The sequence below is a fragment of the Methylophaga sp. genome, from assembly GCF_009711715.1.
Lineage (GTDB): Bacteria > Pseudomonadota > Gammaproteobacteria > Nitrosococcales > Methylophagaceae > Methylophaga.
The window spans coordinates 296782-312090 of the sequence record NZ_VENF01000004.1 but is presented as its reverse complement, the minus strand read 5'-3'; the positions used below and the strand labels follow the sequence as shown (position 1 = coordinate 312090).

17 protein-coding genes and 1 tRNA gene are annotated in these 15309 nt (G+C 52.1%); 7 read left to right on the top strand and 11 right to left on the bottom strand.

All coding sequences use genetic code 11. From position 1 onward, the window contains the following. Positions 1-207, bottom strand: a complete 207-nt coding sequence (locus tag FH755_RS04050; RefSeq protein ID WP_292438906.1) for a hypothetical protein — start codon at positions 205-207, stop codon at positions 1-3. A gap of 380 nt (positions 208-587) precedes the next feature. Between FH755_RS04050 and FH755_RS04045 the strand changes: the two genes are divergently transcribed. Then, a complete protein-coding gene (locus tag FH755_RS04045) occupies positions 588-731 on the top strand; it encodes an entericidin A/B family lipoprotein (protein ID WP_292438904.1) in 144 nt (47 codons plus the stop codon). A gap of 182 nt (positions 732-913) precedes the next feature. Here FH755_RS04045 and pdxH read toward each other — a convergent pair whose 3' ends face one another. Further along, on the bottom strand, positions 914-1555 hold the full coding sequence (pdxH, locus tag FH755_RS04040) for a pyridoxamine 5'-phosphate oxidase (protein WP_292438903.1): 642 nt from the start codon (positions 1553-1555) through the stop codon (positions 914-916). A gap of 98 nt (positions 1556-1653) precedes the next feature. Here pdxH and FH755_RS04035 point away from each other — a divergent pair, with 98 nt between their 5' ends. Both FH755_RS04035 and FH755_RS04030 read left to right on the top strand, forming a co-directional pair. Then, positions 1654-1896, top strand: a complete 243-nt coding sequence (locus FH755_RS04035; protein ID WP_292438902.1) for a TIGR02450 family Trp-rich protein — start codon at positions 1654-1656, stop codon at positions 1894-1896. 90 nt (positions 1897-1986) lie between these two features. Further along, the gene (locus tag FH755_RS04030; RefSeq protein WP_292438900.1) at positions 1987-3057 is read left to right on the top strand and encodes a porin; all 1071 of its coding nucleotides are present in this window, start codon (positions 1987-1989) and stop codon (positions 3055-3057) included. On the opposite strand, the gene FH755_RS04025 is transcribed toward FH755_RS04030, so the two are convergent. The 6 genes from FH755_RS04025 to rpsU all read right to left on the bottom strand — a co-directional run bounded on the left by FH755_RS04025 (position 3054) and on the right by rpsU (position 9856). Beyond that, positions 3054-5102, bottom strand: a complete 2049-nt coding sequence (locus FH755_RS04025; protein ID WP_292438898.1) for a BCCT family transporter — start codon at positions 5100-5102, stop codon at positions 3054-3056. The two genes, FH755_RS04030 and FH755_RS04025, sit on opposite strands and share 4 nt — an antisense overlap. Before the next feature lie 243 nt (positions 5103-5345). Beyond that, a tRNA-Ile gene (locus tag FH755_RS04020) sits at positions 5346-5422 on the bottom strand. A 14-nt stretch (positions 5423-5436) separates the two neighbouring features. Next, positions 5437-7278, bottom strand: coding sequence for an RNA polymerase sigma factor RpoD (gene rpoD, locus FH755_RS04015; RefSeq protein WP_292438896.1), 1842 nt, complete (start codon positions 7276-7278; stop codon positions 5437-5439). Between the two features lie 91 nt (positions 7279-7369). Further along, the gene (gene dnaG, locus FH755_RS04010) at positions 7370-9088 is read right to left on the bottom strand and encodes a DNA primase (RefSeq protein WP_292438894.1); all 1719 of its coding nucleotides are present in this window, start codon (positions 9086-9088) and stop codon (positions 7370-7372) included. A 70-nt stretch (positions 9089-9158) separates the two neighbouring features. Further along, complete coding sequence (locus FH755_RS04005; RefSeq protein ID WP_292438892.1) at positions 9159-9620, bottom strand: GatB/YqeY domain-containing protein; 462 nt, start codon at positions 9618-9620, stop codon at positions 9159-9161. A 20-nt stretch (positions 9621-9640) separates the two neighbouring features. After that, entirely contained in the window at positions 9641-9856 is a 216-nt protein-coding gene (gene rpsU / locus FH755_RS04000; protein WP_266236185.1) for a 30S ribosomal protein S21, read from the bottom strand. 136 nt (positions 9857-9992) lie between these two features. On the opposite strand from rpsU, the gene tsaD reads away from it, so the two are divergent. Continuing rightward, positions 9993-11000, top strand: a complete 1008-nt coding sequence (gene tsaD, locus FH755_RS03995) for a tRNA (adenosine(37)-N6)-threonylcarbamoyltransferase complex transferase subunit TsaD (protein WP_292438889.1) — start codon at positions 9993-9995, stop codon at positions 10998-11000. On the opposite strand, the gene plsY is transcribed toward tsaD, so the two are convergent. After that, positions 10997-11590, bottom strand: a complete 594-nt coding sequence (plsY, locus tag FH755_RS03990; RefSeq protein WP_292438887.1) for a glycerol-3-phosphate 1-O-acyltransferase PlsY — start codon at positions 11588-11590, stop codon at positions 10997-10999. The two genes, tsaD and plsY, sit on opposite strands and share 4 nt — an antisense overlap. Positions 11591-11667: 77 nt before the next feature. On the opposite strand from plsY, the gene folB reads away from it, so the two are divergent. Together folB and folK are read left to right on the top strand one after the other, a co-directional pair. Then, positions 11668-12018, top strand: coding sequence for a dihydroneopterin aldolase (gene folB, locus FH755_RS03985; protein WP_292438885.1), 351 nt, complete (start codon positions 11668-11670; stop codon positions 12016-12018). After that, positions 12018-12524 (top strand): 2-amino-4-hydroxy-6-hydroxymethyldihydropteridine diphosphokinase, encoded by a 507-nt coding sequence (gene folK, locus FH755_RS03980; RefSeq protein ID WP_292438882.1) that lies wholly within the window; start codon positions 12018-12020, stop codon positions 12522-12524. Before folB ends, folK begins: the two co-directional genes overlap by 1 nt. On the opposite strand, the gene FH755_RS03975 is transcribed toward folK, so the two are convergent. Next, positions 12483-13202 (bottom strand): SDR family NAD(P)-dependent oxidoreductase, encoded by a 720-nt coding sequence (locus tag FH755_RS03975; RefSeq protein ID WP_292438880.1) that lies wholly within the window; start codon positions 13200-13202, stop codon positions 12483-12485. The two genes, folK and FH755_RS03975, sit on opposite strands and share 42 nt — an antisense overlap. A gap of 16 nt (positions 13203-13218) precedes the next feature. On the opposite strand from FH755_RS03975, the gene FH755_RS03970 reads away from it, so the two are divergent. Beyond that, on the top strand, positions 13219-14391 hold the full coding sequence (locus FH755_RS03970) for an SAM-dependent methyltransferase (protein WP_292438878.1): 1173 nt from the start codon (positions 13219-13221) through the stop codon (positions 14389-14391). A gap of 47 nt (positions 14392-14438) precedes the next feature. Here FH755_RS03970 and FH755_RS03965 read toward each other — a convergent pair whose 3' ends face one another. Further along, positions 14439-15308, bottom strand: coding sequence for a hypothetical protein (locus FH755_RS03965; protein ID WP_292438876.1), 870 nt, complete (start codon positions 15306-15308; stop codon positions 14439-14441). Position 15309 lies beyond the last annotated feature (1 nt).

The window sequence follows — 15309 nt, the reverse complement described above, 5'->3', positions numbered from 1 at the left end:
CTACTGCATTTCGTCTTCTGCTTCGTCAGTAGCATCTTCAAGGGCATCACCGGTATCTTCCATGGCGTCACCCATTTCTTCGGCGGCATCTTCAGCAGGATCCTGGTTATCACAGGCTGCCAGCACGCCGAAACCGGATAATGCAAACATCAGCATTAAAACTCGGGTCAGCATTGAATAGGTTTTGGATTCAAAAATTGATTTCATTACACACCTCCATGAAACAAGTCTAAACGGTGGTTCTGAGGAACCGCTCTCCTCTACCTGTCGTGACAAACATGTCAGACATTGGTTCAGACAGCGGTTGATTAACTGCGAACTCGGTCGCAATTGGACGAATTGAAACTGCCTGTTGCAGTGCAATTCCTATTGATTCATTTCAACCATAACATACTCATTGATTGAATGAGTTAACCGAACAGTGGTGGAAAACAATCTCAGCAAAATGTGAAATCGGTTGTGAACTTTTAACAGCTGCAACTATCGTAAGTAATGAAAACCATTAGTCGTAAAAGATTAAATCAAAACTTCGATTGTTTGAATTCATGGCCCTGAAGGCCTTTTCCTCAAGCCAAAAGGAGATGCAGATGAAATTCATGACATCCTCTATTCTGGGACTGACTTTTGCTTTTGCTTTGTCTGCCTGCAACACGATTGAAGGTGCTGGTGAAGACGTTGAAGCAGCCGGTAGCGCCATCGATGAAAGTGCAGAAGAAAACACCAACTACTAAGCGAACTGATCGCCAGGGCCCATCTTCGGATGGGCCTTTTTTATTGGGGAAAAAAGAAGCCGGGTGAAAACCCAGCTTAATAAACGACAGAAGGTGAACAAGTGAGAAGCTGAAACCACATCACTCACTCAGTATGTCGGTGTGAAATTTGAGCGCTTGAATTTATTTGCTGCGTGGTCGGGTCAGGGTGCCAAACGCTGCTTAATCCACTCGCCGTTATCTGACAGCGTATAGGCGATGCGATCATGCAGACGAGATGGCCGGCCCTGCCAGAACTCCCAGTAATCCGGGATCAGACGGTAACCGCCCCAGTGCGGCGGCCGTGGCGGATGCAATCCAAACTCGGCACCATAGCGGGCAGCGTTGGTCACAATCGTTTTACGGCCGGGGATAACCTGGCTCTGGGGTGAAGCCCAGGCGCCGATACGATGACTGAGTGGCCGTGAGTTGAAGTACTCATCCGAATCTTTTGCCAGGATTTTCTCGACCCGGCCTTCTACCCGAATCACACGCTCTAGTTCGGCCCAGTAAAACTGCAGGGCGGCAAAAGGGTTCTGCGTCAGTTGCTGACCTTTACGGCTGTGGTAATTGGAGAACCAGATAATGCCGCGGGCATCATGGTCTTTGATTAAGACGGGACGACAGGCGGGACGCCCCCGTTGATCGACCGTTGCAAGGGTCATTGCGTTGGGCTCGAAAAAACCATATTTAAGCGCTTCATCAAACCATTTTCGAAACTGATCGTAGGGGGCATTGCTGGTCTCATTCTCATCCAGCTGCCCTTTTTCATAGGTTTTGCGTAAATCCTGTAAGGATCTGTTCATATGTATTTCGCCTGTTGTTGCAGCAATAACGTCGGCTGATGTCAGCCTTGTGACTGTGACAATTTTCACTTAGATATCACTGGATTTGTGAATAATCTGTGATTCCTTTTGATAAAGCCCGGTTTATGAACGCGATTCATCCCAACAAACTGAAATTATCCAAGTGGACTGCTCGTCAGCCACAGCATCGTGAAAAGCACTTTCTGGTAACAAAAGTCAGTCGCGATGAAAAGGGAGGCATCAGCAGCTGTCAATTAGAAGCGGTCATCAGCAAAAAAATCTATCACATCGACTGGCGTCAGCTTCGAGACAGCAAAACCTGGCTTCAAGGCTGGCAGTAAGCCGGCACTACATTATCCAGCTGTTGCGCAGCCAGCAGCGCTTCATCTTTTCAATACAACATGGAGAACCCGCTCGAAAACAGGAGAATTATGAGCTTTACTAAGACCCACTGTCCGATTACTTTATCTTCCATCGCATTAAGTCTTCTCTCACTCCCGCTCTCGGCTCAGGAGAGTGGCGCTTCAGATCCTTTCCGTTATGACTTCTATCTGTCACTGCGAATGCAGGCGGAATCAGTCCACCCCGATAATCAATCCAGCATGAATGATTACCGTGGTCTGCGCGATGCCTTCTCACGCGTCGGGGTCAATGCAGCCTACCGTTTCTCTGAAGACTACCGTATCTTTGGTCAGCTTGAAGTGCCGTTTGATACCGCGAATTTTCGTTTCGGCGATCCTTATGATCAGGGCGGTGCCGGCCGTGATGACAGAGAAGATTTACGGGTCGCGCGTCTCGGTCTGGAAACACCAATAGGCACCTGGGTGGCCGGCCAGCAATGGATGCCCTACTACAACACCATCACTTACCCGGTCGATCAGTTCAGCACCTTTTACAGCGGCTTTGCCACCTACACCACTTTCCGCGTCAAAGAGACGCTGAGTTATGTCAGCCCGACCATAAAAGACTTCAGCTTTGGTGGGTCCTATTCTTCAGCAGCGGGTAACGCGCGCTCACCGTCACGGATCGACGATCGCCGTATCCAGGCTTTTGCCCGCTACAGTTACAACGGCACAGTTTTGGCGATGGGCATGGATGATCGAGGCAATGCCGACGGCTACAAGGACCGCATTTATGGTGTTTCAGCCGCGCACCGCTTCGGTAACTGGAGTGTGGTACTCAAATACGAAACCACCGACACCGATAACCCCAACAGTTTCTATGGCGACGGCGCCGATGCCTACAACCTTTATACCGAATACCGCCATGGCAAATTGACCTATAAAGCGATGATCGCAGATGTGGAATCCTACGGCGAAACCGTGTTCCATGTCGGCATCGACCATCAGATCAAAGAAGACCTGATTCTGTTTGCCGAATACTATCAGGAACAGGAAACGGCGGCACTGACCGGCAAGCAGGAGGGACTCGCCGGCTTTAACAGCAGTATCAGCGGCGGCAAGGTCTTCGCCGCCGGCTTCAGATACCACTTCGGCTTTTAGGTTTTTTGCTCCTCACCATTGAGCATATCGTCATGCTCCTGCATCTTCCACGGCAAAATGCCGGGGGAGATATGCAGGAAGTGCAGATACTTCTCAAACTGGTGCAGGATATCCTCGATAATTTCCTCTTCCTCGTAACCGTAGACGTTGTATTGCTGACCACCCCGCCGCAAGAAAACCTCGGCACGGTAATAGCGCTCATCCCCGTCCGGATCTCTTGGCCGTTCAGGGTAGGCAAAACTCGGTCTGGCATACGCCCGCATCCGGATATCGTAAATAAAGTCGAGCTGATCCTTGAGTACCACTTCAATATAGGCACGGTGATGGGTTTCATCATGCGCCACTACCACCGGCCAGCCTTTTTCTTTAATCACTTCCTCGACATAACGCATGGCCGGATGCACGTTGTTGGTGATAAAACCTGCCACTTCATCGTAGCCGGGGTAATCAATCAGTCCCGACAATCTCTGTCGCCAGCCACGTTTACTGGCCGGGCCGGCTGATTGCATATGTGCCTGCAGGCTGACCTCTCTATGCCCCTCGATTATCAGTGCCCGCCACATACCGATAGCCGACAGTATCAGAATGATGGAAAATGGCAGGGCACTGGTAATACTCATTGTCTGCAGGGCACCCAGACCACCGGCAATCAGCAGCGCAGCGGCCAGCAAGCCTTCCAGGGAAGCCCAGAAAACACGCTGCCAGACCGGTGTCTGACTGGCGCCGCCCGAGGCCAGCGAGTCAATGACCAGTGAGCCGGAGTCCGAAGACGTAACAAAGAACGTCATGATCAGAATCACAGTGATAAACGACACAATCGAGGTCAGTGGCAGTTGCTCGTAAAGTTTAAACAGGGCTATTGCCGTGTCGTTCTGGACTTCGGAAATCAGCGCGGTATACCCCTCGTTCATGATCAGGTGTAAGGCCGTGTCACCAAAAATCGAGAACCACATAAAGGTGAATATCGTCGGCACCAGCAGTACGCCGAACACAAACTGACGGATGGTTCTGCCACGGCTGATTTTGGCAATAAAGAGACCGACAAACGGTGCCCAGGCAATCGTCCAGCCGAAAATAAACAGTGTCCAGTTACCAATCCAGTCACTTCTCGAATAGGCCTGCAGATTAAAGGTACGTTCAACAATATTATTCAGATAACTCCCGGTGTTCTGCAGGAAGGCTTCCAGAATATTGACGGTCGGCCCCATGATAAACACAAAGCTCATCAGCGCCACGGCCAGCACCATATTGAGAATGGATAACCGTTTCACCCCTTTATCCATACCGGCGACGACCGAGAAAATGGCGAGACCGGTAATAAAGGCAATGGTAATCACCTGCACCGTCGTGCTGACGGGGATAGACGACCACAGATAATTCATACCGGCATTAATCTGCGCCACCGAGAGCCCCAAAGTGGTCGCAATACCGAACAGAGTACCCAGTATCGCCACCACATCGACGGTATGCCCAATCGGACCGTGAATACGCTCACCGATTATCGGATACAGCGCCGAACGCATCGACAGTGGCAAACCATGCCGGAAAGCAAAATAAGCCAGCAGCAGCCCGGTCAGGCCATAGATACCCCAGATATGAAAGCCCCAGTGGAAAAAGGCGATCTGCATGGCCTGTTTGGCGGCATCGATCGTCTCCGGTGCGCCTTGTGGCGGTGTCGAATAATGCAGGACCGGCTCGGCGACACCAAAGAACAGTAAAGCGATGCCGTAACCGGCCGAAAACAGCATGGCAAACCAGGCCGGGAAGCTGTATTGCGGCAGCGCATGATCGGGACCCAGCTTGATACGGCCCCAGGGGGAGACTGCCAGCGCGACAATAAACACCAGAAAAAAAGCCACAGCCAGCATGTAAAACCAGCCAAAGTTTACAGTCAGGTAACTCAGGGTCTGATCAAAGGCCCGTCCTGCCAGTTCGGGGTTGCTGATCGTGCCGATAACCAACAGCAACGTAACAATAACGGCGGGGAAAAACACCGGGATTAATATGGTCGATTTCTTAACACCCGAAGCGGCGTCAGTAGCCATAATTCGTTTCCTTTTATTTAATTATTACTGACAGGGACGACTGGCTGCGGCAGACGATGAAACGCTTAGATAAGCCTGATTCATTCTGTTGGACGAGCTGACAACTGTCAAACGACTACCAAAGCAACATGACTGGGATGAAATCTTTGTAAAGATTTGATTGAAAGATAAATCGCAAGTGGCACAGAACAAGAAAACAAAAAAGCCTCAGCGCTAAAAATAACGCCAAGGCTTTGATTTATATGGTGGGCCCACCAGGACTCGAACCTGGGACCAAGGGATTATGAGTCCCCTGCTCTAACCAACTGAGCTATAGGCCCGACAAGTTAATGTCTTATGACCCTTCTGAGTCGAGGAAGCTTCTCAGTTGATCGGAGCGTGAAGGATGACGCAGTTTACGCAATGCTTTGGCTTCTATCTGGCGGATCCGTTCACGGGTGACGTCGAATTGTTTGCCGACCTCTTCCAGCGTGTGGTCGGTATTCATATCGATACCGAAACGCATACGCAGGACTTTGGCTTCTCTTTCGGTCAGACCATTCAGGACGCCTTGCGTGGCTTCACGCAGACCCTCGATAATCGCTGAATCGGACGGAGAAATGACATTGACGTCTTCCACGAAATCGCCCAGATGTGAATCTTCATCATCACCGATCGGGGTTTCCATCGAGATGGGCTCTTTGGAGATCTTCAGTACTTTACGTACTTTGTCTTCCGGCATTTCAACGCGTTCTGCAAGCTCATCCGGTGTCGGCTCACGACCCATTTCCTGCAGCATCTGACGGGCAACACGATTGAGTTTGTTGATAGTTTCAATCATATGAACCGGTATACGGATGGTGCGGGCCTGATCAGCAATGGAACGGGTAATGGCCTGACGTATCCACCAGGTGGCATAAGTTGAGAACTTGTAACCACGCTGGTATTCGAATTTATCGACCGCTTTCATCAGGCCGATATTGCCTTCCTGGATCAGATCCAGGAATTGCAGACCGCGGTTGGTGTATTTCTTGGCAATCGAGATAACCAGACGCAGGTTGGCTTCAACCATTTCTTTCTTGGCGCGGCGGGCCTTGGCTTCAGCAATCGACATCTGACGAGAAATTTCTTTGATTTCAGCAATAGAAATACCGCGTTCGTCAGCGATCTCCGCCAATCTGCTTTGAGCTGCTTTGATTTCGTCGTGATGTTTCTTGATGGTCGATGAGTAATGTTTCTTGGCGCGGATATGTTTTTCCGCCCAGTCCACATTGCTCTCATTGCCCTGGAATGAATCAATAAAGTCACGGCGGTTCATTCGCGCCTGCTCAACCACGATGTCCAGAATGATTTTTTCCTGCTTACGGATTTCGTCAACAGTCTCTGACATCAGTTGGTTGAGGATAGCCAGGGATTTCGGCGTCAGCTTAAACTCCATAAACAGGTTACTGGCCTGTTCACGGGCTGCATCGGCGGCATCGCCTTCGCTCTGGATGTAATTATTGTAGGCTTCACGCAGCGCTTCAAAACGGGCACGGGCTTCTTCCGGATCGATTTCACCGGAATCATCGTCATCGCTGACATTGTTGACGCTGTCATCATCATCGTCATCATCGTCGGAGTCGACATCGGCATCGTCATCAACGGCATCAGTGACATCATCGCCGTCTTCAGCGACCACTTCTTCCGGCGAGGCGAAGCCCTTGATAACTTCATTGAGGCGCATTTCACCGGCTTCAACCATGTCATACATGGCCAGGAAAGATGAGATACAGGCAGGATAAGTCGACAGCATTTGCAGGCTTTCACGCAGGCCCGCTTCAATACGCTTGGCGATAACAATCTCGCCTTCACGGGTCAGCAATTCCACGGAGCCCATTTCACGCATGTACATGCGCACCGGGTCGGTGGTACGACCGAATTCACCGTCAGAGCTGGCCAGCACGGCGGCCGCTTCTTCATCGGAGACTTCATCATTGGAAGAGATGGCTTCAGCGAGACGCTCCATCTCGTCGGTATCCATGCCATCTTCGTGAACCATGATACCGAGGTCGCTGAACATGCTGACAATGTCTTCAACCTGATCAGCATCAACCAGGTCTTCTGGCAGATGATCGTTAATCTCACCGTAAGTGAGGTAACCACGTTCTTTACCTAAGGCGATCAGTTCCTTAACGCGTGATTGTTGATCTTTCATGCGGCCCCTTTAACCCTCGACGCTTCTTGTCGTGAACACTTCATTATACCGAAGCGACCATAGTATTGCATCAAATTAAACTTAAAAACATTCACTTATAAGACTTCACTTCAGCCTTTTCTGCTTCCGTGAGTGCACTAAACGGCTTGCTGGTCAGCTCATGAATTCGCTGCTGTCTGGCTTCTTTAATAAGACGAGAGACGATGCCCGTGAGTTCATGTTTGAGTGCATCCGCTGACAAGGTTAGCGGTTGCAGGGCAAGTTTCTGAAGATGTGCCCCGTTTTCCTTGTCGCGCCAGCGTTCCAGCAGGGCCGCAGTGGTTAAGTGGGGGTGTTGATGCAGGGTTTCAACCAGTTCGATAAAAATATTTACGCCGGGCTGCTTCAGGTGAGCGACGGCACTGATATTGTCGATTTCCCTGGCAAGAATCGGATATTGCAGCACGATGGTGATCGCCATTCGGATCGGGGTCATTGCGGCTGTGCCGGGCTTTCTGGTTGCTTTTTTGGGTTGCTGTGCCGGCTTTTCCAGGTGCCGGTTCAGCGTTGCCATATTGGTTTTACTGATTTCGGCCAGCCGCTGCTCCAGCAGATCCCGGTAAACCCCTGCAGGCACATGTTTGAGGTAAGGCTTGGTCATTTCCACCAGACGGGCACGACCGTCCATGGAGTTCACATCAACACGGCTACAGAGTGTTTCAAAAAAGAAGTCTGAATAATTCAGCGCCATTTCCACGCGCCGGTTGAAGGCTTCCGGTCCCTGGTTTCTGACCAGACTGTCCGGATCTTCGCCTTCCGGCAGGAACATAAACTTCAGCTGCTGATTACCGCCCAGCATCGACAGGGCATTTTCCGCTGCGCGCCAGGCAGCATCACGGCCGGCCCGGTCACCATCAAAACAGAATACGACTTCAGGCGCCGTTCTCAGCAGAACTCGCAGATGATCGGCCGTGGTAGAGGTACCAAGGGTGGCGACGGCGTTGTTGATACCGAATTCCGCCAGTGCAATCACGTCCATATAGCCTTCTACGATCAGAATGCGTTCCAGCCGCCGGTTAGCTTTGCGAGCCTGATACAAGCCATAGAGCTCGGTCCCCTTATGGAAAATCGGTGTTTCCGGCGAATTCAGATACTTGGGGGTGGAATCATCCATCACCCGGCCGCCAAAACCAATCACCCTGCCCCGACGATCACGGATTGGGAACATAATCCGGTTGCGGAAGCGGTCGTAGGTGCGGCCTTTATCGTTTTTGATTAGCAGGCCACCATCCAGTAATTGCTTCATGACCTGTGGATTGCTGCCGAAAGTTTTCAGCACATTATCCCAGCCATCTGGCGCCATACCCAGACCGAAGGTTTCTATGGTTTTGGCAGAGAGGCCGCGCTGTTTCAGATAATCGACAAAAGGCTGTCGCTGTGGATGATTGTGGAGCTGATGCATGTAATAGCGCCCCACTTTGTCCATCAGCTCATACAGATTCTGCTTGGCCGGCGATAAATTAGCCTGCTGGGTGGTCGGCACAGTCATGCCCACCTGATCAGCCAGTTCCTGAATCGCTTCGGGGAAGCTGAGCTGGTCGTATTCCATCAAAAAGCCGATAGCCGTGCCATGGGCACCGCAACCAAAGCAATGATAGAACTGCTTGTCAGGGCTGACCGTAAAGGAAGGGGTTTTTTCGTTATGAAACGGACAGCAGGCGTGGAGGTTCTTGCCCGCTTTTTTGAGCGCTACCCGCGCATCGATAACATCAACGATATCGATGCGCGTGAGCAGTTCATCAATGAATTGTGTGGGGATCTGACCAGCCATAAGCACTATTATGGCTGAAATTCAGTGCAAAGATTAAACCCGTCGTGGCGGACAACGCACAGCAAGGGATTTACTGGTTCAGCACTGCCTTGACTTTACCACTGACCGCGCCCATATCGGCACGACCCTGAAGTTTCGGCCGCAGTACATTCATCACTGCGCCCATATCTTTTGCACTGCTGGCATTGGTCTCTTTAATCGCAGCGTCAATAGCTTCAGCCACTTCTTCATCACTCAGCTGAGCCGGCATGAACTCTTCGATGACTTTCAGTTCAGCCTTTTCAATCGCTGCCAGATCATCACGACCGGCCTGCTCGTATTGGTCTAAGGCTTCACGGCGCTGCTTGGTCATTTTAGTTAAAATGACCACAATATCGTCATCAGACAAATCGGCGCGATTGTCGACCTCTACCTGCTTGATAGCCGCCGTAATCTGGCGCAGCACGCTGAGGCGCTCTTTTTCTTTAGCGCGCATCGCGTCCTTGACGCTGTCCATGATAGTGACTTTCAGTGGGCTGGCTTCTGCAGGCATCGTGTGTTTACCGAATGCGGTTAGTAGAGGCGAACGCGGCTGGCGTTTTCGCGAGCCAGTTTCTTCTGGTGGCGTTTAACTGCCGCAGCTGCAGCGCGTTTGCGGGCAGTGGTTGGTTTTTCGTAAGCTTCGCGGGCACGTGCTTCTGCAACGGTACCGGCTTTTTCACAAGAGCGTTTGAAACGACGCAGTGCAACGTCAAATGGCTCGTTTTCTTTTACTCGTACTGAAGGCATTAATGATTCCCTACTCAATTCATGTTTGGAAAACCTCCAATTGTACGAAATATCAACCAGAAAGCAAACAGTTAAATCACTTTAATTTCAAAAAAGGCATAATAGTGTCTGTTCTCAAAATGAAAGCGGATCAGAAATGCGTGTTTTAGGCATCGAATCTTCCTGTGATGAAACCGGCGTCGCCCTCTACGACACCGACAAAGGCCTGCTGGCCCATGCTTTATTCAGTCAGATAGAACTGCACGCCGAGTACGGCGGTGTGGTGCCGGAACTTGCCTCACGGGACCATATCCGCAAAACCCTGCCACTCATTGAAGAAGTGCTGGAGCAGGCGGGTCTTGAACGTGATGATATTGATGCCGTGGCCTACACTTCCGGACCGGGTCTGGCGGGTGCATTGCTGGTTGGTGCCGCTATCGGCCGCAGCATTGCCTGGGCATTGGGTAAACCAGCGCTGGCTATCAATCATATGGAAGGGCACTTGCTGTCACCGCTCCTTGAAGACCGGGCACCTGAATTCCCGTTTGTCTCGCTGCTGGTCTCAGGTGGTCACACGCTGCTGGTCGATGTGAAAGCCGTTGGTGAATACGTGCTGCTGGGCGAGTCGATTGATGATGCGGTGGGTGAGGCGTTCGACAAGACGGCCAAACTGCTGGGCATGGACTACCCCGGCGGCCCCTATCTCGCTGCCAAAGCCGAGCAGGGCACGCCGGATCGTTATGAATTCCCAAGGCCGATGACCAACCGTCCCGGTCTCGATTTCAGCTTCAGTGGTCTCAAAACCTTTGCCATGAATACCTGGCTTAACAGTGAACAGACAGAACAGGACAAAGCGGATATTTGTCTGGCTTTCCAGACTGCAGTAGTGGATACGCTGGCAATTAAATGCAAAAGGGCGCTGAAACAGACCGGCCATAAACGCCTGGTGGTGGCGGGTGGCGTCAGCGCCAATAAAGCTCTACGTGAAAAGCTGGATGCAATGCCCGGGGTGGAAGTCTTTTATCCACGACAGCAGTTCTGCAGTGATAACGGGGCGATGATTGCCTTTGCCGGCGCCATCCGCAAACAGGCGATGCAGATGCAGGATACACCGACTTTCAGTGTCAGACCCCGCTGGCCGCTGGATGAATTAACCCCGCCTTAGGACTTACCTTCCTGCCCGGCCAGCAGGCGACGGATGTTGCCATGGTGGCGGACTATTAGCATGAGTGCCGTAACCAGGATCACCCAGCGCGCCGGCACACTGTCGATAATCCACAGGCTATAAACCGGTGTCAAAGCTGCCGCCGTCAAGGCAGACAGCGACGAAATCCGGCTTATCGCAAACACAACAAGCCAGGTCAGCAGACCGGCACCGGCCAGCGCAGGGGACAGGGCAAGAAATCCGCCGAGAGCGGTCGCTACGCCTTTACCCCCCTGAAACTGGAAAAATACCGGGAACAGATGGCCCACAAAGGCTGCAAAGGCCGTGGCTGCCACCCAGACCATATCCAGGCCCAGCAGATGGGCAATGACAACCGGAATCACGCCCTTGAGCACATCAAAGAACAACACCGTGGCCGCCAGTTTTTTACCACCGAAACGCAGCACATTGGTCGCCCCGGGATTACCCGAGCCCTGTGTACGCGGGTCGGGCAAAGAAGCCAGCTTGCACAGGACAATGGCACTGTTCAGCGAACCGAATAGATAAGCAACCAGCAAAAGGCTACTGGGTAAGGCGTATGTTTCCAGCATGATATGATGCGACCTGTTATAACTGATGCGACATTATAGGTCGCCAACCGGATTGCCACCAGCAAGCAGCTTGATTCATGGACAAAATATTTCTTAACGACCTGAAAATTGACACGATTATCGGCATTTACGACTGGGAACGCCAGACGCAGCAGACGCTGACGTTTGACCTGGAAATGGACTGGGATATCAGACCCGCTGCCGAATCCGATGACATCAATAAAACCCTCGACTATGGTGCTGTCGCCCAGCGCATTGTCGCTTTTGTCAAAGCCAGCGAATACCTGCTTATCGAAACGCTGGCAGAAGATCTTTGTGCCATGCTGCTGGAGCAGTTTGCGATTCCCCGGCTTAAATTGACGCTGAGCAAACCGGTCGCACTGCATGGTCAGAACACAGCACGAATAGTAATTGAGCGCAGCCGCTGATGACAGAACTGGCAGGCGGCTATCTGCTCGGGCTGGGCAGTAATATCAATCCACAGCATAATTTTGCGGCGATTGTACGGCAGTTACTGCGCCATTTCGATGCTTTGCATCTGAGCCGGGTGCTGCATATTCCGCCGGTGGGCATGAACAGTCACCGGGATTTTCTTAATGCCGTAGCCTTTCTTGAAACCGATATGGAAGAGGCCGCTCTGAAGGCCATCTGCAATAAGATTGAAGTCGAACTGGGCCGCGACCGCGAAGATCCCAACAGCAAACTGAAAGATCGACCCGCCGATATTGATATCCTGGCTCATTTCAGCAGCCCTGATGACTGGCAGCGCAGCGCCAGCAGTCTCACCGATGAATACTTCCTGTATCCGCTGATTAACGAGCTCCGCGCCTTTCTGACAGACGCTGCCACTACACCGATCATGCAAAAGGGCACGCTGGTCAGTACTGACGGATTAACGTTTGGAGAGACGGCGGCCACCATCCACCGGGATTGACACCCCGGTCAGGAAGGAATTATCCAGGATGCTTTTCAACGCCAGATAAACCGGTTCCGCACCACCTTCACAGCCCAGCGGTGTCTCCGCCATCATTGCCTGTCTGACTTCCTCACTATGTGATTCGGTGAATAGCACCGGTCCCGGCGCCACCGCATTGACCTTGATGTCCGGCGCAAATTTCTTGGCCAGCGCCAGCGTCATATTATGCAGACCGGCTTTCGTCGTACCATAGATATCAAAGCGTGGCGTTGGATTTTCAACGTTGATATCGGTGATATGAATAATATCGGCCGGTTTGCCATCATCACCCTGCAGCCGATCATGCAGCCCCTGATTAATCAGGAAGGGCGCCAGCATATGCACGTAGAAAAACTGCTCGTACTGTTCTGCGGCGCGGGCCAGCTCTTCATCGGTGGGGGTGAAGGTCGAAGCATTATGGATTATCGCCCTCAGGCCGCGATATTGCTGACGCAGACGGGTGACAAAATCGAGAATATTGTCACGGCTGTCAAAGGCGGCATAAATCGTTTCAATGCCCAGAGCACGTAATTCTTGGACACCTTCGGTCTCGCTGCGGTAATGTGCCAGTACAGCGTAACCGTCCTCATGCAGTCGCTTGGCGATATGCAGACCAATCCGGCGGCTGGTGCCGGTTACCAGAACCTTTTTTTGCAACGACTTATCCTCTTCAATGACTGATTTCGTAACGATAGCGGCGGATGACCCGCAGGCGCAAGACTATAGTGACCAGCTCAAACGGCAGATTGCTGCAAGGATTGAGCAGCAGGGCGGCTGGCTCAGTTTCGCCGACTATATGCACGACTGTCTGTATACCCCCGGTCTGGGTTATTACAGTGCCGGCAGTCACAAGCTGGGAGCAGGGGGTGACTTTACCACGGCGCCGGAAATATCCCCTTTATTCGGCCGGGCGCTGGCGGTTCATATTGCTGATATCGGCCGCCAGCTTGCTCAGTTTGATATGCTTGAATTCGGCGCCGGCAGCGGCAAGCTTGCCGTCGATATTTTGCAGCAGCTGAAGCAGCTGGATGCATTACCGGATCACTATCTCATCCTCGAAACCAGCGCCGATCTGCAGCAGAAGCAGCGTGAGCTGATTGAAAAACATTTACCGACTTTGGCGGAACGCGTTGTCTGGCTGACAAACATGCCATCCGACTTTAAAGGCATTATGCTTGCCAATGAAGTCTGTGATGCGATGCCGGTGCATCTGCTGGAATTCAGCGAAGAGGGTGTGACAGAGCAGGGGGTGAGTATAACTTCAGACGGCTTTGGCTGGCAGAACAAAGCGATTGAAGACCCGAGACTGCTGAACCGGGCAGCAGACATCCGTAAGCAGATTGGCGCGCAGCGTTATCAGACTGAGGTGAACCTGTTCGCCACCGACTGGTTGCAGAGCGTCGCTGACAGCCTCTCTCAGGGCGCGATTTTTATAATCGACTATGGCTATCCGTTCGCTGAGTATTACCGCCCAGAGCGGACTCAGGGCACGCTACGCTGCTATTATCGACAGCAGGCGCATGATAACCCATTAGTGCTGCAAGGCCTGCAGGATATTACCGCCCATATCGACTTTACGGCACTCGCTGAACAGGCACTGGCGAACGGCCTTGATGTGACGGGCTTTCATGAGCAGAGCGATTTTCTGCTGGCCGGCGATATCACCCTGCTGGCCACTGAACTGGAACAGGAATCCGACCCTGTTGATTGGCTCAAGCATAGCAGCGCACTCAAACAGCTCCTGATGCCCGGCGCGATGGGCCATCAATTCAAAGTGTTGTCACTTTGCCGTGATCTCGATTTGTTACCCCGCCTGCAAATGCAGGATCGGCGTTACCAGCTGTAAAACAAAAAAGGCGCCCGGAGGCGCCTTTTGTTAGCTTTGAGCCCGGATTACTCCGACTTCATTGCATCCAGCTCTTTTTGCAGCTTGTCGAGCTTATCGCTCATTTCAAACAAGACTTCCTTGATATTGGCCATATCTTCACGCAGATTGCTGGTTTCCTGCTTGTTACGGGCAATATCTTCACGCAGTTCAGGGCTCAATGTGCCGTCCTGGGTGCTGGCTTCACGTTCAGCCATGGTGGCCAGTACGGTCGGGATATCGATCACAATCCAGTCGGTACGCTCTTCACCGGTTTCCGGGTCAGTGTAGTAGGACTGGCCGTTATCCAGAGCCACGCGCACTTCGGGCTCGGAGTCAGCGCGGCGGGTACCGGGACGCAGCGGATTCACACGGCGATCGATTTCCTGACCGGTGTAAGGATCTTTATCCAGATATTCTTCACGCACCTTGCCGAAGATAATATTCAAACGACCACCGCTGTAGAACACACGACCGGTGTTGGTTTGCTTTTCCTTGGCCAGTGCGCCCTGGTGGGCACCGATGGTCACGAATGTAACATCTTCATTAGACTCGGCACGGGCCAGGCCGGAAGACAGGCCGGAACTCAGAATCTGCAGCTCGAATGGTGAGAATAACGGCGCCTGACGCTCGTTAAACAGCACCGTTTCGGTCACGTAGAGTGATTCCAGTACGGTCCGCATATTGTCAGAGGAAATGGAAAACGGATGATCGTTGGCCACCCCGGCTACATCACGCTCGACGACTTTCACATACTGCAAGCCGGCTTCGAATACGGTTTTGCCCTCTGCTGTAATCTCGGGCTCATCTTTCTTGAGCGGATTACCACAGCCGCTCAACCCCAGGCTGAGCATGACGACTGTCGCAATCGTCGCACTGTACTTAAGAATGCCTCGCATA